At 36.8% G+C, this 19,680-nt stretch carries 17 protein-coding genes; 4 read left to right on the forward strand and 13 right to left on the reverse strand.

The genetic code is table 11. The features are described 5' to 3' along the window. Positions 1-109 precede the first annotated feature (109 nt). Positions 110-2,980: a carboxypeptidase-like regulatory domain-containing protein gene (locus ACNFU2_RS15365; protein WP_273650439.1), complete on the forward strand. Its 2,871-nt coding sequence runs from the start codon at positions 110-112 to the stop codon at positions 2,978-2,980. Between the two features lie 31 nt (positions 2,981-3,011). Continuing rightward, a complete protein-coding gene (locus ACNFU2_RS15370; protein ID WP_273650440.1) occupies positions 3,012-4,319 on the forward strand; it encodes a DUF5689 domain-containing protein in 1,308 nt (435 codons plus the stop codon). 65 nt (positions 4,320-4,384) lie between these two features. Here the strand turns inward: ACNFU2_RS15370 and ACNFU2_RS15375 are convergent, their stop codons facing one another. The 5 genes from ACNFU2_RS15375 to ACNFU2_RS15395 form a co-directional block, all read right to left on the reverse strand. Beyond that, positions 4,385-4,855: a DUF6702 family protein gene (locus ACNFU2_RS15375; protein WP_228457017.1), complete on the reverse strand. Its 471-nt coding sequence runs from the start codon at positions 4,853-4,855 to the stop codon at positions 4,385-4,387. Positions 4,856-4,913: 58 nt separating this feature from the next. Further along, positions 4,914-5,666, reverse strand: a complete 753-nt coding sequence (locus ACNFU2_RS15380) for a TIGR00730 family Rossman fold protein (protein ID WP_373428014.1) — start codon at positions 5,664-5,666, stop codon at positions 4,914-4,916. Between the two features lie 7 nt (positions 5,667-5,673). Next, complete coding sequence (locus ACNFU2_RS15385; RefSeq protein WP_172282233.1) at positions 5,674-6,387, reverse strand: nucleotidyltransferase family protein; 714 nt, start codon at positions 6,385-6,387, stop codon at positions 5,674-5,676. Between the two features lie 75 nt (positions 6,388-6,462). Then, positions 6,463-6,870 carry an RNase adapter RapZ gene (locus ACNFU2_RS15390; protein WP_172282234.1) on the reverse strand — a complete coding sequence of 136 codons (408 nt, stop codon included), beginning with the start codon at positions 6,868-6,870 and terminating at the stop codon, positions 6,463-6,465. 53 nt (positions 6,871-6,923) lie between these two features. After that, a complete protein-coding gene (locus ACNFU2_RS15395; RefSeq protein ID WP_172282236.1) occupies positions 6,924-7,943 on the reverse strand; it encodes an aminoglycoside phosphotransferase family protein in 1,020 nt (339 codons plus the stop codon). A 50-nt stretch (positions 7,944-7,993) separates the two neighbouring features. Between ACNFU2_RS15395 and xrtF the strand changes: the two genes are divergently transcribed. Together xrtF and ACNFU2_RS15405 are read left to right on the forward strand one after the other, a co-directional pair. Further along, positions 7,994-8,524 carry an exosortase family protein XrtF gene (gene xrtF, locus ACNFU2_RS15400; protein ID WP_273650441.1) on the forward strand — a complete coding sequence of 177 codons (531 nt, stop codon included), beginning with the start codon at positions 7,994-7,996 and terminating at the stop codon, positions 8,522-8,524. Continuing rightward, entirely contained in the window at positions 8,511-8,945 is a 435-nt protein-coding gene (locus ACNFU2_RS15405) for an exosortase F system-associated membrane protein (protein WP_273650442.1), read from the forward strand. The genes xrtF and ACNFU2_RS15405 overlap by 14 nt, the downstream gene beginning before the upstream one ends. 10 nt (positions 8,946-8,955) lie before the next feature. Here the strand turns inward: ACNFU2_RS15405 and ACNFU2_RS15410 are convergent, their stop codons facing one another. The 8 genes from ACNFU2_RS15410 to ACNFU2_RS15445 form a co-directional block, all read right to left on the reverse strand. Then, positions 8,956-9,936 carry a cation diffusion facilitator family transporter gene (locus ACNFU2_RS15410; protein ID WP_273650443.1) on the reverse strand — a complete coding sequence of 327 codons (981 nt, stop codon included), beginning with the start codon at positions 9,934-9,936 and terminating at the stop codon, positions 8,956-8,958. Positions 9,937-10,005: 69 nt separating this feature from the next. Beyond that, a complete protein-coding gene (locus tag ACNFU2_RS15415; protein ID WP_273650444.1) occupies positions 10,006-10,998 on the reverse strand; it encodes an aspartate-semialdehyde dehydrogenase in 993 nt (330 codons plus the stop codon). A 30-nt stretch (positions 10,999-11,028) separates the two neighbouring features. Then, positions 11,029-11,460 (reverse strand): hypothetical protein, encoded by a 432-nt coding sequence (locus ACNFU2_RS15420; protein ID WP_172282253.1) that lies wholly within the window; start codon positions 11,458-11,460, stop codon positions 11,029-11,031. 93 nt (positions 11,461-11,553) lie between these two features. Continuing rightward, on the reverse strand, positions 11,554-14,169 hold the full coding sequence (locus tag ACNFU2_RS15425; RefSeq protein ID WP_273650445.1) for a TonB-dependent receptor: 2,616 nt from the start codon (positions 14,167-14,169) through the stop codon (positions 11,554-11,556). 209 nt (positions 14,170-14,378) lie between these two features. Continuing rightward, positions 14,379-15,239, reverse strand: a complete 861-nt coding sequence (nadC, locus tag ACNFU2_RS15430; RefSeq protein WP_273650446.1) for a carboxylating nicotinate-nucleotide diphosphorylase — start codon at positions 15,237-15,239, stop codon at positions 14,379-14,381. A gap of 15 nt (positions 15,240-15,254) precedes the next feature. After that, complete coding sequence (nadB, locus tag ACNFU2_RS15435) at positions 15,255-16,826, reverse strand: L-aspartate oxidase (RefSeq protein WP_306613416.1); 1,572 nt, start codon at positions 16,824-16,826, stop codon at positions 15,255-15,257. Positions 16,827-16,855: 29 nt separating this feature from the next. After that, the gene (locus ACNFU2_RS15440) at positions 16,856-17,482 is read right to left on the reverse strand and encodes an NAD(P)H-dependent oxidoreductase (protein WP_273650448.1); all 627 of its coding nucleotides are present in this window, start codon (positions 17,480-17,482) and stop codon (positions 16,856-16,858) included. A 123-nt stretch (positions 17,483-17,605) separates the two neighbouring features. Beyond that, the gene (locus tag ACNFU2_RS15445) at positions 17,606-19,600 is read right to left on the reverse strand and encodes a T9SS type B sorting domain-containing protein (protein WP_418122225.1); all 1,995 of its coding nucleotides are present in this window, start codon (positions 19,598-19,600) and stop codon (positions 17,606-17,608) included. Positions 19,601-19,680: the final 80 nt, after the last annotated feature.

Genomic DNA, 19,680 nt, shown 5'->3' on the forward strand with positions numbered 1-19,680 from the left:
AACATAATTTTAAAAGTATTTCAGATTATAAAAATTTGTTAAATTTATATTTCCCTACTTTTTTAACGCGTTGAAAACTAAGGGAAAACTATTAAAAATACATTTGCTTATGATTAAAAAATTATCATTAGTCTCTTTGTTTACTTTACTTCCGGCTTCTTATTATTTCGCGCAGACAACTGTGTTTGCTTATTTAAAAGATGCAGATGGAAAACCTATTGAAAGGGCAGAAGTAGATTTAAAAGGGAATGAAAATGATGTTACGGCAGACAAGATTGGCTACTTTCAATTTGTCGATTTGCAGCCCGGACATTACCAGATTGTTATTACAAAATCGAATTACGAAACCAAAGTTATGGAGTTCGATGTGACTCATGATGAAAAGAGGAAAGATTTGGGCATTATTACCCTGTATTCTAATTTAACTAATGTTGATCAGGGATTGGCTATCATAGACAGTGATAATGACGACGACGGTAGCGGCAGCCAGACCTCCACGGTTGGACTTCTTCAATCATCCCAGGATGTATTCAGCAGAATTGCAGCGTTTGATTTAGGTTTTTACTGGTTTCGGCCCAGAGGAATTGACGGACGAATGGGAGAAACTATGTTAAACGGAGTTTCTATGATCAAGTCTGATAACGGAAACGTAGATTTTGGAAATTGGGGAGGACTTAATGAAGTGACGAGATACCCTGAAATTTCTGCGAACCATTCCCCATCAGAATACGCGTTTGGGGGAAATAGTTCGGTCATTTACAAAAGTACCAAGGCTAGTGAATACAGGAAAGGGTTTCAGTTTACGCAATCTCTTACCAATAGAAACTACAGAAACAGGACCTCCCTACGCTATAGCTCCGGGATGAATAAAAACGGGTGGGCATTTACAGTAATGGGAGCAAGGAGATGGGCGGAAGAGGGAATTCAGGAAGGAACATTTTACGATGCATATGGAGCTTATTTGGGTATTGAAAAGAAATTCAATGACAAGCATAGTATGACCTTCAATTTTATTGGAGCTCCTTATAGAAGATCGACAGCAAGCCCAAGTACTCAGGAAGTATATGATTACAGAGGAGTACATTATAATTCCTATTGGGGATATCAGGACGGTAAACAAAGAAGTGAAAGAGTTAGAAAGGGTTTTCAGCCGATATTCCAAATCCAGGATTTTTGGAAAATTGACAAGAAATCAAGTCTCTGGACTTCTGTCTCGTATCAGTTTGGAAAGGATAGAGGCTCGCGCTTAGACTGGCAGAAAGTACAAAATCCGTCACCTACATACTACAGGAATTTGCCAAGTTATTATGATTCCTTAGACCCTAATGCATCGGTCGCTGTAGGACCTGGTGGAACGATGACGACTGCCCAGGACGCATATCAGACATCTCTGGCAGCCTGGACTTCCGGAGATCCGGGAAGTACTCAGCTTAATTGGGATGCTCTTTACAAAAGGAATGGGCAACAGGCGGCAGGAACGTATTACGGGCAGACGGGACGAAGGGCTTTATATTATCTGGTTGATGATGTAAATAATGATAAGATTTTTAATGCAGCAACACACTTTATCCACAATTTTAATGATACAAATAAGTTCCTATTGAATGTATCATATCAAAATTATAAATCAGAACAATATAGGGAAGTCAAGGATCTTTTAGGTGCTGATTTTGTTTTAAACCGGGATCCGTTTGCGGCAACCAATCAACCGGGAAAATCAGGATTGTTTAATGATGGGGAAGAGAATGTAACGAAAAAGGTCGGAGACAGAATGACTTACGATTATATTTTCAGAAGACAGGAAGTTAAGGTGAATCCGGGACTAAAATTTGCAACCGGAAAATTTGATGTATTTGTTTCTGCTCTTGCAGGCTACTCAACATCCAGCAGGGAAGGATTATTCAATCATTATTTGTATAAAGACTCTAAAGGGAAAGGACAGGACTACAATTACTGGAATTATGGACTGAAAGGTCAGGTAGTTTACAAACTGAATGGCAGGAACTTTTTGGTATACAATGGAGCATATTATTCGCAGGCTCCTTATCTGGAAGATCTCTTTATCAATCCCAGAGTAAACGGATCTGTAGCACCTAATATTCAGAATATGGTAATCAGTGCCAATGATATCAGCTATGTTATTTCTTCACCGTTTCTTAAGTTGAGGTTAACGGGATACTTGGTAAACACAAGCAATGAAACCACCGTGCAAAGGTTTTTTGCTGATGGTATTCAGTTAAGTAATTCTGATGACCAGGGAAATGAAACTATTGTACAAAGTGCATTTGTAACGCAGGTAATGACCGACGTTAAAAGAAGAAATATGGGGGCAGAGCTGGGGTTAGACGTAAAGATTATTCCTACATTATCACTACAGGGGTTAGTAAGCCTTGGACAGTTTACCTATGAGAATGATCCTGTTACCTATTTTGCTTCCGACGCTTCAGGTATTTTTTCTAATGGACTTTCTTATATAAATTTAGGAAAGGCTTACATTAAAAATTATCGTCAGGGAGGGACTCCACAGCAGGCTTACTCTTTGGGGTTCAGATATAATTCTCCCAAATACTGGTGGTTCGGTGCCAACTGGAATTATTTTGATGATAATTATTTGGATCCATCCGCTCTGATAAGGACAGAATCATTTGTTCAGAATAATGTTTCTTCAACTCCTTATATTAATCTTAGCGAATCTGAACTGAGAAGAGTGTTGCAACCCAATAAGCTGCCTTCTTCATTTTTTATCAATGCTAATGCAGGAAAATCCTGGGTCATTGGTAAATATTACGTTTTGCTTTCAGCTTCGGTTAATAATATTTTGAACAATAAGAGGTATATCACCGGAGGCTTTGAGCAAACAAGAAATGCCAAATTCCCGGATTTTGTTCAGGATACAGACAGGGAGTTTACTTTATTTGGCCCAAAATACTGGTATACACAGGGAAGATCTTATTTCATTAATCTTCAGCTTAGATTTTAATTTCTATCATCCATTATTAAAAACAACAACAATGAATATAAAAAAATACTTTAGTATAGTAATGGGAGTGGTTTTGGCAGCTTCTGTTACATCTTGCGTGCAAAAAGATGATTGGGAAACTCCACCCGTTAAGTGCACGAATAAATTTCCAGCGGTTACGATGACTATGGCTGATTTTAAAGCCCAGGCTCCGTCGAGTGGTTATATTCTCATCAATACGGACCAGATTTTCGATGGTTATGTGGTATCTTCAGATGAAAACGGCAATTTCTATAAAACGATTTCTTTTCAGGATAAACCTGAAAATCCTACCGTGGGATTACAAATTGAAGTAGATAGAGCAAATAATTATGCTGATTTCCCTGTGGGAGCCCATATCAGAATTAATGCAAAAGGATTAAGACTTGGACTTGACAGAGGAGTTGTGAAGATAGGCTCCGTGGATAATACTTATGCTATAGGAAGAATCCCGGGACCTTTACTGAGCAGATATATGTCTGGGGTATGTAATGGAAACGGACTTGATATTGCTACGTTAAAGCCTCTTGAATTGGCGAATCTGAAGTTGGCCCAGGATGCTAATTATCTGAATATGCTGGTGAAGGTTCCGAATGTTCAGTTTTCTGCTTCTGAGATGGGTAAGAAATACATAGATTATGTAGGTGGTGCAGGAGTAGATACTGATAGAAGTATCGTGGATGTCTTTGGAAATGCAACGAATATTAGAAATTCAGGGTTTTTTACTTCTGGCTCTGCTTTGATTCCTGAAGGAAAAGGGGAACTGACATTTGTAGTAAGCCGCTACAATTCTTCATGGCAAATGCTGATCAGAAGTTTGAACGATGTACAATTTACGGGGAAAAGGTTTTTCTTTGAAGGTTTTGATGGAAGTCTGGATGATAATTGGTTTGCTGTTAGTATCACAGGAGCGCAGGTATGGAACATTCAACAGTTTGGAAATCCAAAACCATGTGTAGTGATGAATGGTTTTTCCGGAGGTAATAATGTTAATGAGGACTGGCTGATTTCTAAACCAATTTCTTTGCAGGGCTTTACTTCGGCAGCTTTATCTTTTGAAACTGACGCAAGATATAATGGTAACCCACTTGAAGTTTTTGTTACTGAAAACTACACCGGAAATCCATCGACAACAAACTGGGTGCCTTTATCTGCAATACTGGATACAAATGCGGCTGCGTTTAATACCTGGACTTATTCCGGAGATATTAATCTTAATGCCTATGTTAATAAGAGTATTTCAATTGCATTTAAATATACCTCCACAACATCGGCAGCTGCCACCTGGGAGTTAGACAATGTTAGAGTAGTGGGTAATTAAAAAACTACAATTTCCATAAAAAAGCCACTACATCTGTAGTGGCTTTCATAATTTAAATTAACTCTTTAAAAAGATACTTCGTTCACTTCTTTCCCTCGTTGGAAATTCATTACTTTCTGACTTCCTTTATACGAGATAGTAACAATGTTACTCTGTTTTGGAAAGGCGCTTAGAAGGATCGTGTTTTTTATTTTCAAGGTATTGATATCTGAAACACCTCCGGTTTCAAAATATACCCATACAGTTTCTCCGCTTACCTGACTTCCTGTAAATGTTATTGTTTTTGGAGAGCCGTTGACGTACACATCAAAATTATTATTGACATATTTTTTTACTTCTGCCTCAAAACCTGCTGTGTTCGGATTTATCTTAATAGCATCAGAAATATGACTCGTATTCATTTTCGTGGTGAACTTCAATGTTTTGCTTCCATCTATATAATCAACCTTAGTCATTGAAGAGAAAAAGTCTACATACATAAAACTCATTAACATAAAACATGTTAAAATTCCTGATATATATAAAAGTTTTTTCATCTTAATTAATAAATTTACAATCATAATTGTTCGTTATAAGTGACAAATAATATGCCAACTAGAAGTTCACGTTTACCGCATACTTGTCGTAAAATGCTTTAATGTGTGCTACAGCCTCATCCGCAGTATCTACCACTCTGTAAAGATCAAGATCGTCTTCAGCAATCATCCCTTCTTTTAGTAAAGTTGCCTTAAACCAATCTAACAGTCCACTCCAAAACTCAGACCCAACCAGAACAATAGGGAACTTTCCGATTTTGTTCGTCTGGATCAGCGTGATAGCTTCAGTAAGTTCATCCAGGGTACCAAATCCTCCTGGCATTACAACAAATCCCTGGGAGTATTTTACAAACATGACCTTCCTTACAAAGAAGTAGTCAAAATTCATCGAATAGGATTTGTTGATATAAGGGTTGAAATGCTGTTCAAAAGGAAGGTCTATATTTAAGCCGATAGATTTACCCTTAGCATTAAAGGCTCCTTTATTTCCTGCTTCCATAATTCCTGGACCTCCTCCTGTAATGATACCAAAACCTATTTTCGTTATTTTTTCTGCAATTTCTACGGCCATTTCGTAGTATTTGCTTTCGGGCTTTAATCTTGCAGACCCGAAAATGGAAACACAAGGGCCTATTTTAGCTAATTTTTCATAACCGTCTACGAATTCAGCCATTACTTTGAAAACCATCCAGCTATCCTTAGTAATGATTTCGTCCCAGGTTTTTTGTCTTAAACTGTTTTGTAGTTTTGTTTCATTAACATCAAATTCCGGATTTATTAAACTTTCGTCTCTGGTACCATCCATTTCCATTGCAAAATTATTTAAAATGTTTTTCGGCTTCTTTTACAGATTCTGGTCTTCCAACATCTATCAGCAGATTATTGTGTACAAATCCATGAATATGTTCGGTTTGCATTAAATCCAGATATTCTTCCATAACAGAAAATTTGCCTGTTCTTTTTATTTTTTCAAAGATAGAAGGGTTAATGCAATGTACACCGCTAAAAGCCAATGCTTTAAATCCTTTATTGAATTCTGCAAGCCTTTGTTCTCCGGTTTGTACGTTTAGCCAGCCTCTTAAAACCATTTCATCATTGAAAAGTAATTTTCTCGAGCTTTCCCTGTCCGAGACGGCTAAAGTAGCAAAATCTTTTATCTTTTTGTGATAACTTACAAGATCATTAATATTAATATCGGTAAGAATATCCGCATTCATGATTAAGAAATCTTCTCCATGATCAAGGAATCTTCTAGCAAAAATTAAACCACCTCCGGTTTCAAGCAATTCTTCACGCTCATCAGATATTTCAATATTGCAATTAAAGTTGTTATTTTCCTTTAAAAAATCAATGATCTGATTTCCAAAATGATGGATATTAATGACAAAATCATTAATTCCAAAACTTTTAAGATATTTGATATTCCGTTCCAGTAGTGGAACTCCATTTACTTTTGCCAAGGCTTTCGGATGATGGTCTGTAAAAGGCTTGAGGCGTGTTCCTTTACCGGCAGCGAAGATTAGAGCTTTCATTTGTTATAATGGGTAGATGATTATTAAAACATACACGGAGTACATTAATTATTTATATAATTGATCGTTTATCAATTATGAATTAAGATGATGTTGCTCATCATGATGTAAGCTTATTTCAGTTCCCTGAGGATATTTTTCTTTGATAAATTCGGCTATTTTTATTGCTGAATATACTGATCTGTGCTGTCCTCCGGTACACCCAAAATTAATTTGCAGATTTTCAAATCCCCGGGAAAGATAATTATCAATATTGATGGATATGATTCCTTTTACCAATTCCAGAAATCGTGGCATCTCGGTTTCATTTTCAAGGAACTCCTGGACTCCTTTGTCGCTTCCTGTCTGACTTTTATATTCCTCAATTCTTCCGGGATTAAGAATTCCTCTGCAATCAAAAGTAAAACCTCCACCATTACCGGTTTCGTCTTTGGGAATTCCTCCTTTCTTGTATGAAAAACTGTGGATGTCTATGTGTAACATAAGTATATATTTTTTATTTACCCTTTAAGATTTAGATGTGTTTTCTTAAGGCTTTACGGGTTTAAAATTGTGTTTATTTTTAAATGTACTTTCTCGTGATCTAATTGTTGTATTAATTTTTTGAGCTCAGGATATTCATTTATACCTTCCCAAGTTTCCGCGAAACGTATCACGTTTTCAATCCCCTGATTGATGCTTGATATAAAATGTGGCTTTCTTTGAATAAGACCTCTAAAACCGTATGCACCAAGAACCTGGAGAAATCTCATCATTTGAATAGGTTTTACCGAGTTTCTTAGTTGATGTTGTGTCTGCTCACTTTCAAATTGCTGAATATAAAATTCTAACATTTCATTTTTGAAATCTTCGGGAAAGTTTGCCTTAGCCTGAAAAAGAAAGGAAATAACATCATAGATAAGAGGGCCTTTCATTGCAGATTGATAATCAATGAAGGAAACATCGTTATTTTCGTTAACCATGATATTTCTTGCCTGAAAATCCCGTATCATTATTCCTTTTGGCTCAAGACTTTCAATAAGAGAGGCTATGGCTTTGAATTCTTTTAGTAGGGTTGACTTATGATATTCCAGCTCCAGGACATCGGCAATGAAATTCTTAAAATAATACAAATCGTGGATGACCGGAAGTTCGTCATAATTCTCATATTCAAATGTTTTGGTAAAATCTATTTCCCCACTTGTCCGTATTTGTAACTGAAAAAGCTTTTCTAAAGTCTGCCTGACCATGGCTTTTACTTTCACGGAAAGACCCTCTTTTGCAATAATTTCGGAGAGGGTGTGTTCTCCTAAAAATTCCTGAACATATGTTTTCCGGTCTTCGGAAATAATAAGAATAGCAGGAGTGTTGAGGTGTAAGTGAGAGAAAATATTTGAATAATAAAAAAAACTTTCATTTTCCTGAATATTTTCATTATAGGTAATAATATACTTTTTGTTATCTGCCTGCGCCAGAAAATTCACTCTCGCGGATCCGCTTTGAGCCAATGTGACGAACTCAGAAGATTTTTTACCTATATGGTTTTCAAAAAATCGTTGTGCGTTTTCAGAAGTCATAATATGGAAACAAATATACTAAATTAGAGTCTAATTTTTATCTTTGTATTATGCTAAAGGATTTTAAGCCGGTTTTAAGTATTCTGTTGAGGTTCATCATCATTTATGTGGTGTTGCTGTTGGCTTATCAGTTTTATCTGAACAGCTACAAGGAAACGGGGCTGGATCCTTTTTCAAGGATGATTGCTGAACAGGTGAGCTATATTCAGAATATTTTGAAATATCCTACACAGCTGTATAATGACGTTGAAAAAGAACAGGTCTGGTTTTATGTAAAGAATGTTTACGTTACACGAATGGTTGAAGGATGTAATGCAATTTCCGTAATAATTCTTTTCGTATCTTTTGTTTTTGCATTCTATAAAGGAGCTAAAACATTTATTTTTGTTTTGATCGGCCTTATGATACTTTATGTGATCAATGTTCTTAGGATCGTAGGAATTAATCTTTTGGTCAGTGATTACAAGCAGTATGAAAAGATGGCCCATGATTTTCTTTTTCCTGCTGTGATCTATGGAACGGTAGTTATCCTGTGGCTTGTTTGGATTAAATTTTTTGCTTTAAAGAATGAAAATACTTAACTGGGTTTTAGTGATACTTGGAGTTGCGGGACTTATGAGTGTACGGGTATTTGAAAATAAGATCTTTTATGATCCTTTTCTTGAGTATTTTCATAAAGCCGATAAGACTATTGCTTTTCCTGCTTTTGATTGGGGAAAGCTGATTCTTGGGCATTTCCTAAGATTTTTTCTGAATTTATTTTTTTCCTGCCTTATTATTCATTTTTTATTTAAAAATAAGACCTGGACCCTACAGGGTGGAGTATTGATTACTATAATTTTTCTTATTACTTTTCCCATCTATCTTTACTGTATTCACGACAGGTTTGAAGTGGGATATCTTTTTTCTTTCTATATGAGAAGGTTTGTGATCCAGCCTTTGATTATACTTCTTGTTGTTCCTATGTTTTATTACAGGCAACAATTATTAAAAAGAGCTTAGATATATCAGTCTATGTTGCAGTATGTTTAACCTCCAGTGTTATATTCTCTGTAGTCCATTCCACTCTTTTTACGAAATCCCTTTCGCGGACTGGGCAATCCATGATCTGGCAGACCGGGCATGAAATCGTTTTGCAGTCATCCATATGAAAATTAAATTCAATGGTACGGTTGATATTTTTTGCCAGGAGGATAATCACATTTTCCATTTCTTTATGGGCGTCACGAAGGCTATAATACCATGGTAGCGTAATATGTGCATCGATATGGAGCGAAGCTCCGAATTGCTGGATTTTCATATTATGTACATCAATCCATTCTGCTTTTCTGTTGTTTTCAAGAACTTGAACAATCTGGATCAGTATCTCGGGATCCTGTTCATCCATAATTCCGCTTAAAGACTTGCGGATGATCTTATATCCTACAAATATAATATAGGCTCCAAATACCAAGGCAACGACAGAATCTAGCCAATAGATCTTTGTAAAGTAAACAACAATTAAACTAAGAACAACTCCAAGAGTGGTAATGGTATCAGATTGGAGGTGTTTTCCTGAAGAGATGAGAACCAATGAGTTATCCGCTTTCCCTTTTTTAATGGAAATATAACCCAGCAGATAATTGACTACTGCAGTGGCAGCAATGATTGCAATTCCCCAGTCCATTTTATTAAGCGTCTTACCGACGATTAAACTATGGGTACCTTCGTAGATGATCATAATACCTGCTATGGCGATTAGCGCTCCCTCTATTCCGGAAGTTACGAATTCAACTTTTCCATGTCCGTAAGGGTGTCCCTCATCTTTAGGTTTTGCGGCTAGATGGAGTGAATAGAGTCCCATAAACGCGCTGATAACGTTCACGACACTTTCCATAGCGTCTGAAAAAACAGCATCGGAATTAGTGAGTTTCCAGGCGATAATTTTACCGATGAACAAAATAACTCCAAAAACGGCAATTAATCTTTGAAAGCCTATCTTATTTTTATTCATATTCTTTAATCTTACTAGTTTGATAAAAAAAAGAATCTCAATTTTGAGACTCTTTTTTATTTTGTTAGTTTAAACTAAGTTTTTTGATACTAGGTATTCTGCAATTTGTACTGCGTTCGTTGCAGCGCCTTTTCTCAGATTATCCGCCACGATCCACAAATTGAGCGTTTTGGGTTGTGACAGATCCCGTCTTATCCTTCCTACAAAGACTTCATCTTTTCCTTCTGAGTCTAGTGGCATCGGATATCGGTTGTTTTTCACATCATCTATTACTATAACTCCCGGGGTTTCAGATAAGATCTTTCTTACTTCATCGAGGTCGAAATCATTTTCAAATTCGATATTCACACTTTCCGAATGTCCGCCCTGAACCGGAACCCTTACTGCCGTTGCCGTTAAATTAAAAGTATCATCCCCTAAGATTTTCTTAGGCTCTTTCATTAATTTAATCTCTTCCTTCGTGTAATCGTCATCACTGAAAACGTCACAGTGTGGTAAAGCATTTTTAAAGATCTGATAAGGATATACCTTTGATACGGAATCATCACCTTTAATTTCAGAATTTAACTGATCTACGGCTGCTTTCCCAGTTCCTGTCACAGACTGATAGGTTGAAACAACCACTCTTTTAAGGTCATATTTCTTATTAAGTGGTCCCAGAACCATAACCAACTGAATGGTAGAGCAGTTCGGGTTAGCAATAATTTTATCTTCGGCCGTTAAAACATTCGAATTGATCTCAGGAACCACCAGTTTTTTGGTAGGATCCATTCTCCACGCAGAAGAATTGTCGATTACAGTAATTCCTGCTTCAGCAAATTTGGGAGCAAATTCCAAAGATGTAGAACCTCCGGCTGAAAAAATAGCAATATCAGGTTTGGCAGCTATAGCGTCATTAATGCTTACAATCGTATACTCTTCCTGTTTATACTTCACCTTCTTACCAATAGATTTTTCCGAAGCTACCGGAATTAATTCTGTGACAGGGAAGTTTCTCTCCTCCAAAACTTTAAGCATAACTTGTCCAACCATTCCTGTTGAACCTACTACAGCTACTTTCATCTTAATGATTACAATGTTTAAGTTAATATATTATGCCCCGAAGACCCTTGTCCACGGGAACGCGAATGCAAATAAGCCAACCGCAATAAGTCCCATGATTACAATTCCTAACGAAATAGTATCATTGGATTTTACTTTTTTATTGATGATCGTCATCAATACGGCTGCAATCAGCATAGAAAATGGATGTTCCACATATTGAAATCTTAGGTCTGCATTTTTCATTACTGCTCCCATATCCAATCCTTTTGTAAAGTTGGTTATCAGCATAATGATTCCAATCAAAAATTGAACGTGGAAGAAGATCATGGTGAAAAGAGTGGTCTTCTTTAAAAATTTGTTCACTTTTCCACTGAAGCCAAACATGGTCCCTAAAAGTGCAATAATAAATAGTGCTACCAAAAGAAGCTCAAGATACCCAAATCCTTTGTGGGCACTAAGTAAAATCTTGTAAAAATCCATATCCTTTTTTTTTCTATTTTTCTAGTAGACAAAGATAACAAAAAATCCCGGCCAAAGCCGGGATTGATATTTATAAAATCTAAATTTATATTATTAGAAGTTGAAAGATAAATTAGCAGACCAAGTTCTTCCGAAACCGAAATAAACTCTGTTCGATGGGTCAAGCCCTTTGTATAAAGTAGCTTGATATGCAGCATATTGCTGAGGCGTTGAGAAATCTCCCTCTCCTTTAGCAAAGATGTTAGTTGCTCCATCTGAAATATAAGTAGTATCTAATAAGTTGTAAACGTTAGCACCTACAGTGAAGTATTGTGACGTGTTATTTAATCTTATTTTATAAGAAAATCCTACATCAAACAGATTAAAATCTGGTAATTTAAGTGATCCTCTTGCCTGGTTTTCAGGTTTGGAGAATGATCCTGGATCAATAGATGAGTAAATTTCACCCACGTATCTCCAAGTACCATAGATACTTAAATCTTTTACAGGTCTTATGGTAGCTCCCAATGAAGCAGTCATCTGAGGAATACTGTTACTGCTACTTCCCCCTACTTTTACACCATCTAGGTAAAGAGTAGTATTGTTAGAAGCGTTTCCAGAAGTTACTACTGGATTGTTGTTATCATCAAATGTAGCCCCACTAGCATTACCTTTATATTTGTAGTCTCCAATAGATAACATTCCTTGGAATTCTAGCATGGGGATTGGCTTATAGGTTGCATCTATTTCAATTCCCATATGTACCTGTGTAATTCCACTGATTTCTGCGTAACCGGTTAATGTTGACGTTCCTGTTGGAGAAGAAGGATCTACTACTTCAAATGTCATTCCTCCTCTTCTGAACCATCTGTCTTTCCACTCAGTTCTGTAAAGGTTAACATTTGCGTTTAATTTAGATGATCTGAATCCATAACCAACTTCAGCTGAGAAGATTTTCTCATTAGTCAAAGTAGGGTTAAGAACCTGAAAGTTACTTGGATATACAGAGTTCATGAAAGGCTGCTTGCTGTAATATCCGATATTAGCAAAAACATTATGGTTATCATTAATATTATAATTTGCCCCCCCTTTAATGTTGTATCCGAAAAGATTCTTGAAACCAGTTTTTGTATTTACTATCTGTCCAGTAACTGCATTAGGTTGTCTGGTTACACCATCTTTTACAAAGTTATCAATTCTTTGATATGCCTGATTTGAAACGGAACCTTGTAAGAATGCTGATAAATTATCCTTAGAATATTCTACTTGAGCGAATCCACTGTACCAAAGTACTTCACCATCATTACTGTAGCCTATTTGATCTCCTATTGGAGCAGTTTTCCCTCCAAACGGATTCCATGAAAGGCTCTTGTAATCATACACTTTATTAACAATGTATGGCGCCACATTTTTGTTTCCGGCTTCTTTATACCCTGCAGCTCCGTAAAGATCTGAAACTACTTGATAATGATAACCATAGTAATATCTGTCGTCTGTACCTACTGAGAAATTCCAGTTATCATTGATTTTATGTTGGAAATTTGCTAAAATCCCATACCAGTTGTGGGAGTTAATACTTGCTCTACGGATTAATGTACTTCCTGCTGGAGTAGCCGGATTATTTAGGTCAACAGCCTGGTTAGCTGCAAAAATAGCATCATAATTGAAATGCCCCATATTGTCATAGTAACCAGTAGCTCCTTTTCCGCCAACTCTACCCAAATCACCAGTTCCACCACCTCTACCATTAGACATATATAGAACAGTACTTAATTTGGATTTTTCATTCATATTCCAATCCCAGTTCAACATCATTACGGGCTTAGCGTAATAATTAGATCTGTTTGCTAAAGCCACTTTATTTCCATTTGCATCGGTATAGTAACCATAATCAGAATTGTATTGTCTGTATGGAGTACCATCTTGGTCCGGATTATATTTTATATAGTTTGCAATAGTAGGAGAGAAGGTTCTCTGATCATGCCACTGTGGAGATGAAGTTATAGTGAATTGGAAGTTATGCTTTTTGTTCGGCTCCCAACCTAATGCGAAATAGTAAGCATAAGCTTCAAAGTCTGTGTTTTCGATATAAGTTCCTCCTGCAGTTCTACTCATTAGAAAAGATGAAGACCATCCTTTATCAAGTTTTCCAGTATTATATGCAAATGATGTTTTTAAGTAGTCATTATTACCAACTCCTAATCTTATCACACCTCCTTTTTTCATGTCCGCAGAACGAGTAATGTAGTTAATAGTTCCCCCTACAGAAGCTATCCCTAATTTAGAAGAACCTAAACCTCTCTGTGCTTGAACAAAACTAGTAACGTCAGCTAAACCTGTCCAGTTAGAGTAGTATACAGTACCTCCTTCCATATCATTTACAGGCATACCGTTTACCATTACTGCGATGTTTCGGGACTCGAAACCTCTCATGGTAATACCTCCGTCACCGTAACCACCTCCGGATTTAGTAGCGTACACTGAAGGTGTAGTGTTTAAAATCTCGGTAAGTTCTTGGTTTCCTAATCTTTCGATAATTTGTGCTGCTTTAATAGTAGATGCAGCAACCGGTGTCTTTCTATCTTTAGCGATATCTGTTACACCTTGTAAAATTACCTCCTCAATGTCTTTAGACCTCTTAATCGTGTCCTGTGTTTCTTGAGCGTAATAAACACTAGCTGTAGACAATGTAATTACTACAGTCAGTATCGATTTGTTGATTAATTTCATAATCGTTAGTAATAGTTAGATTTAAATTTTATGCAAAAGTCGGTATTTAAATTTTAACCAATATTAACCCAATGTTAATTTTTAACGAATATTAAGAATTATTAATTTGTTGATTTATAGTATTTTAGCTTTTTTACTTGTTTTTATGTTAAAAAAATGCATTGCATAATACATAAAAAAGTAATATTATTTTTATTAAAAATACAATGCTATTTCACGGCTTTGAGGCTTAGATCTATGTTTTTAGCCGAGTGTGTAAGGGCTCCTGCAGAAATGTAAGTAACCCCTGTAGAGGCAATATCTTTTAGCTCATCACGGGTAATTCCGCCTGAAGCTTCGGATTCACATTTACCGTTAATCATTTCAACTGCCTGTCTCATTGTTTTGACATCCATATTATCGAGCATGATTCTGTCTACCTTTGCTTTAATAGCTTCTTCAACTTCTTCAAGATTCCTTGTTTCAACCTCTATTTTCAGTTTTTTCTTGTTCTTTTTAATATAATCTTTTGCCATTTTTACCGCATTGGTAATACTGCCATTATAATCAATATGATTATCTTTCAGCATGATCATGTCATAAAGCCCGTATCTGTGGTTGGTTCCGCCTCCTATAGCAACCGCCCATTTTTCACATATCCTGAAATTAGGAGTGGTTTTTCTTGTATCTAATAATTTGGTTTTTGTCCCCACTAATCTTGAATCCCATTCATGTGTAAGAGTTGCTATACCGCTCATCCTTTGCATGCAGTTCAGGATCAGCCTTTCTGTTGAAAGAATTGATTGAGCAGGTCCTGTAACTATGAAGGCAATATCTCCTACTTTGGCTGCCTCACCGTCTTTAATAAAGGTTTCAACTTTTAGGTTTTTATCGAAAGTTGTACAGATAATTTCAGCTAATTCAACTCCTGCAAGGATACAATTTTGCTTAACCAGAAGTTGAGCACTTTGTTTAAGATCTTTTGGAATTGTTGATAAGGTAGAATGATCACCATCCTGGATATCTTCTTCCAGAGCAGATTTTATAAATGTTTTAAGTGCTTTATCTGTTACGTAGTTTGGCTTTTTCATGTTCTTTATACTTGGTTAAGCTAAATCTTTATTATAAAATGCCCCCTTATTTTCAGTCATTTCCATAGATTGGGTAATGATGAGATGAGCAACGGTTGTTAAGTTTCTTAGTTCGGATAATTGAGGGGAAAGAATAGAGTAGCGATAGATTTCATCTACAGCCGCGGCAATTTCATGATGCTTTTGAAGAGCCATTTTTAAACGTCTGTTGCTTCGTACGATACCTACCAGGTCACTCATCATTTCCTGAAGTTGTTTTCTGAGGTAGCTTACGATAACCATTTCATCAATAATTTTCATTCCTTCCTCGTTCCACTCCGGAACAGCTTTTAGATCATCAAAATTAAAGTTGTTATCCTTTAATAGCTCTACGGTCTTCATCGCTGCATTATGCCCAAACACAAGTCCTTCTAGTAAAGAGTTGGAAGCAAGTCTGTTAGCTCCGTGTAAGCCGGAGTTGGTGCATTCGCCCACGGCAAATAAATTTTTGATAGAAGATTGCCCGTCTCTGTCCACTTCAATTCCTCCCATCAGATAATGGCAGGCGGGAACTACAGGAATTAATTGAGTGAAAGGATCAATGGCTTCTTCTTTGCATTTTTTATAAATATTAGGGAAATGGTCTAAAAATTTTTCCTGATTCATTTCCCGGCAATCCAGACCTACATATTCATCTCCGGAAATTTTCATTTCGTTGTCTATAGCTCTTGCTACTATATCTCTGGAGGCAAGTTCCTCACGTTCATCATATTTATGCATGAACTTTTCTCCTCTTTTTGTTCTGAGTTTTGCACCATCACCACGTACTGCCTCTGAAATCAGAAATAACATTCCGTCAATTTTGCTATACAGGGCTGTAGGGTGGAACTGGTAATATTGCATGTTGGAAACATTTCCTTTTGCGCGGGCTACAAATGCAATTCCGTCACCTGTCGCGATAGTGGGATTGGTTGTGTTTTTATAAACATGGCCAGCACCTCCGGTTGCAACGAGTGTTATTTTTGAAGTTATTTTTTTTATGGTTTTGGATTTTTCATCCAAAATATATGCACCATAACAGTGGATGTCTCCTTCATTTAATTCTTTTCCGGGAACATGGTGCTGAGTGATAATGTCAATAACGTAATGGTGATCGAGAATTTCGATGTTTGGACTGTTTTTGACTGTCTGTAAAAGAGCCCTTTCAATCTCAAATCCCGTTATATCCTTATGATGAACAATTCTGTTTTCTGTATGTCCTCCTTCTCTGCCTAATGCAAATTCTCCATTTTTCATGTCGAATTGAGCACCCCATTCTACAATTTCATTAAACCTTGCGGGAGCTTCTTTTACCACCATTTCTACCACATCGCGTTTACTTTCTCCATCTCCGGCACGCATGGTGTCTTCAATGTGTTTTTCGAAATTGTCTTTCTTGAAATCCGTAACGACAGCTAAGCCGCCCTGAGCATATTTTGTATTGCTTTCATCTTCATCAGATTTTGTTACTATTATTATATTGGCATCAGGAAGTTGTTCAGAAACTTTAATTGCATAAGAAAGTCCCGAGATTCCGGAACCAATTATTAATACATCCGCTTTTATCATATGCTTGCTTTAAGACAATGGTCTAATCATTAAATAAATTTAAACAATTTTTCGTTTGGTTTCCGTACTTTTTTCATGTGCTGAAAATGATCCTCTTCAGATCTGTAGCCCATTGCCAGTGTAACCGTTACTTTTTCTGTTTTCGGATCCAGATTTAGGATGTTTTCGATAAGATCTTCGCGAAACCCCTCCATGGGGCAAGTATCTACATTTTCAATAGCGGCAGCATACATTAGGTTGGCTAAGACGATATAGGATTGTTTTTCAGCCCAATTGAAAATTTCGTCGTCCTTTTTTTGAACAATATGCTGGTTAATGCTCTTTTTGAAAGGATCAAGTGTTTCCAGTGGAATATTTCTCACTTCAGAAATGTGGTTAAAATAACCTCTTATATAACTTTCATCAATTGTTTTTTTAGAAACAATTACAATAAGGTGAGAACATGTAGAAATTTGAGATGGATTATAGAAAGCCGGAATAAGCTTTTGTTTCATTTCTTCGCTTTCAACAACTAAGATCTTGTACGGCTGAAGTCCCAAAGAGCTGGCAGACAATTTCCCCGACTCAAGAATGTTATGAAGGGTTTCCTGAGGAATAATCTCTTTGTTGAATTTTTTTACAGAATATCTTCTGCTTAAAGCTTCCAAATAATTCATAAGACAAATTTAAGAATTGAATATGAATAAAATGGAGTTATCAGGAAATATCTGTTTATAAATAATATGAAAAAGGATTGCTTCAAAAAATGAAACAATCCTTTTTTTATGTGAATACGGATATTATTCTCTATTCTTTACCAATATCCATCCGGAATATTTGATAGCGGTATTTTTCTTGTCGTTTTCATTCCATGTTACGGAAAACCAGTAGCTGCCTGTAGAAACTTTTCTGCCAGCTATCGTTCCATCCCATTTGTATTTATTGGATTTATCACCCTGATGGAGTTTCGCCCCGTACCGGTCGAAAATACTGAAAACTAAATTTTGTTTACCGGACAGTGCGGAGTAATCGATAACATCGTTCACTCCGTCGCCGTTTGGAGTGATCACATTGACCAGATTTGGAACGGTAACGGTAATATCTATTGGCTCACAGTCATAGGCGTCTTTTACAAATATATTGGCTTCACCTCGTGGTAAATTAGAAAAGACATTGGAATTTTGCCAGTTGATATTGTCCAACGAGTATTGATAAGGAGGTGTTCCTCCTATTGCATTTACGGTTATGGTATTGCTGGAAATATCAACATTGTTGATGACCGGTTGTTCAGAAGGGTATACGGTTACATTCTGAGTAGCAGTACACTCGCCGGTTTTTAATTTTACCCAGTAAACACCTACTCCCACATCAGTAATGCTCTGGGTTGTTGCTCCGGTACTCCAAAGGTAGGATGCGAAACCCGGACCTGCGTCCAGAGTAGTTTTGTCTTCAATACAGATTATTTTGTCTTTTAAAATCGTCGAAAGAACAGGAGCGATCACCACCAGGGTGACTTTTGCTATCGCATAGCATCCGTTTGAGTTCGTAACTCTGATATATACAACACCATTAGGGGCAATATAATTTGCCGGTGTGGTGATTTCATTGGTTCCGTTCATTGCATCCGTTAGCGATGGATAATATTTTTTAGTTACCCCTAATTGTGTAGTAACCGAAGCGGCCGTCAGGTTGAAAGATGATGTTGCAGGGCTCGATTCAATAAAACAGGACCTTAGGGTAGCATCATTTACAGTGACAATGGGGGCTACTTTTAAGGCTATTGTTGCATCATTGTTATCGCATAATACCGACGATGGGTCTTTTATAACTACAGAAATATTGGTATCTGTGGTATACTGGAAATTTGTAGGATTTGGAATCGGGGTTCCGCTTCCTGTAATATAGTAAGTAAATGTATAATTGCTAGGAGTTGCTGTAAGTTGAGGATTAAATGTTGTTAAGTCTATATTTGCCATTCCGGCAAGGTCAGGACATATGAATTTTGTTATAGCTGTTTGTAGCAGAGGAATTTTGTCTACATAGACTTTTACGTTTTTTATAGAGTGTCTCGATCTTGCTCCACCTGTAGAAGCTGAAAACCCAAAATAACCTACTGTCATGGCAGCAGCAGCTCCTGAAGGTGCGAAAGATTGATTAACGATTAAGTTTCCGTCAATGGTTATTTTTACGATCCAGTTGGCCGGAGCTGCAGGATCTACTTCTCCGCTTACCTCTACATGTTTGTAGGTTGTACCTTGGAAGGGTTGTGTGGCATTCAGATCAGGAGAGTGAAAAGAGCTTCCGGGAACATTAAAAAACTCAACATTGTTGGTATCTGTAGTATTTGCAACCTGGCCATATGCAACATGTACTTTACTCATTCCGGAGGTTCCGGTTGCATTGTTATATGTGTCAAATCCGGTAATAAAACCGATCGCATTTTGGGATACTCCCAGTCCGGAGCCCAGAATACTTGCAACAGGAGGGTTGGCGAGATACCAAAAGGCAATTCCGTCACCTGTATAAGTCTGATTGGAATCCATTCTGAAATCAAACTCTACTCTCCATTTGTCACAATATTTCAGATTGATGGGTTCGTTTAATCTTATGGAACCTGATCTGTCATTGATATCCGGAGTTAACTGCACAAAATCGGTATTTACAACCGTTGGTGCAACCATTGTCCATCCTGTAGTATTCACAGGGTTTCCTGTTAATTGATAGGTTTGTGAGAAAATCATTACCGGGAAACAGAGCAGAAAAAGGAGAGTATAAAAGGGTATAGTTTTTTTCATTGTTATAAAGGGTATTAGTTTTTTATGGTTTTATAAATCTTCTATTTTTTGGTAAAAAGAATCACTCCGGAAATAGAAGT

It is taken from the genome of Chryseobacterium sp. PTM-20240506 (genome assembly GCF_048296755.1).
Taxonomy (GTDB): domain Bacteria; phylum Bacteroidota; class Bacteroidia; order Flavobacteriales; family Weeksellaceae; genus Chryseobacterium; species Chryseobacterium proteolyticum.

Excerpts from the sequence above, each read along its gene's own strand:
- ACNFU2_RS15365 (WP_273650439.1), top strand. The coding sequence starts at position 110 with ATGATTAAAAAATTATCATTAGTCTCTTTGTTTACTTTACTTCCGGCT.
- ACNFU2_RS15370 (WP_273650440.1), top strand. The coding sequence starts at position 3,012 with ATGAATATAAAAAAATACTTTAGTATAGTAATGGGAGTGGTTTTGGCA.
- ACNFU2_RS15375 (WP_228457017.1), bottom strand. The coding sequence starts at position 4,855 with ATGAAAAAACTTTTATATATATCAGGAATTTTAACATGTTTTATGTTA.
- ACNFU2_RS15380 (WP_373428014.1), bottom strand. The coding sequence starts at position 5,666 with ATGGAAATGGATGGTACCAGAGACGAAAGTTTAATAAATCCGGAATTT.
- ACNFU2_RS15385 (WP_172282233.1), bottom strand. The coding sequence starts at position 6,387 with ATGAAAGCTCTAATCTTCGCTGCCGGTAAAGGAACACGCCTCAAGCCT.
- ACNFU2_RS15390 (WP_172282234.1), bottom strand. The coding sequence starts at position 6,870 with ATGTTACACATAGACATCCACAGTTTTTCATACAAGAAAGGAGGAATT.
- ACNFU2_RS15395 (WP_172282236.1), bottom strand. The coding sequence starts at position 7,943 with ATGACTTCTGAAAACGCACAACGATTTTTTGAAAACCATATAGGTAAA.
- xrtF (WP_273650441.1), top strand. The coding sequence starts at position 7,994 with ATGCTAAAGGATTTTAAGCCGGTTTTAAGTATTCTGTTGAGGTTCATC.
- ACNFU2_RS15405 (WP_273650442.1), top strand. The coding sequence starts at position 8,511 with ATGAAAATACTTAACTGGGTTTTAGTGATACTTGGAGTTGCGGGACTT.
- ACNFU2_RS15410 (WP_273650443.1), bottom strand. The coding sequence starts at position 9,936 with ATGAATAAAAATAAGATAGGCTTTCAAAGATTAATTGCCGTTTTTGGA.
- ACNFU2_RS15415 (WP_273650444.1), bottom strand. The coding sequence starts at position 10,998 with ATGAAAGTAGCTGTAGTAGGTTCAACAGGAATGGTTGGACAAGTTATG.
- ACNFU2_RS15420 (WP_172282253.1), bottom strand. The coding sequence starts at position 11,460 with ATGGATTTTTACAAGATTTTACTTAGTGCCCACAAAGGATTTGGGTAT.
- ACNFU2_RS15425 (WP_273650445.1), bottom strand. The coding sequence starts at position 14,169 with ATGAAATTAATCAACAAATCGATACTGACTGTAGTAATTACATTGTCT.
- nadC (WP_273650446.1), bottom strand. The coding sequence starts at position 15,239 with ATGAAAAAGCCAAACTACGTAACAGATAAAGCACTTAAAACATTTATA.
- nadB (WP_306613416.1), bottom strand. The coding sequence starts at position 16,826 with ATGATAAAAGCGGATGTATTAATAATTGGTTCCGGAATCTCGGGACTT.
- ACNFU2_RS15440 (WP_273650448.1), bottom strand. The coding sequence starts at position 17,482 with ATGAATTATTTGGAAGCTTTAAGCAGAAGATATTCTGTAAAAAAATTC.
- ACNFU2_RS15445 (WP_418122225.1), bottom strand. The coding sequence starts at position 19,600 with ATGAAAAAAACTATACCCTTTTATACTCTCCTTTTTCTGCTCTGTTTC.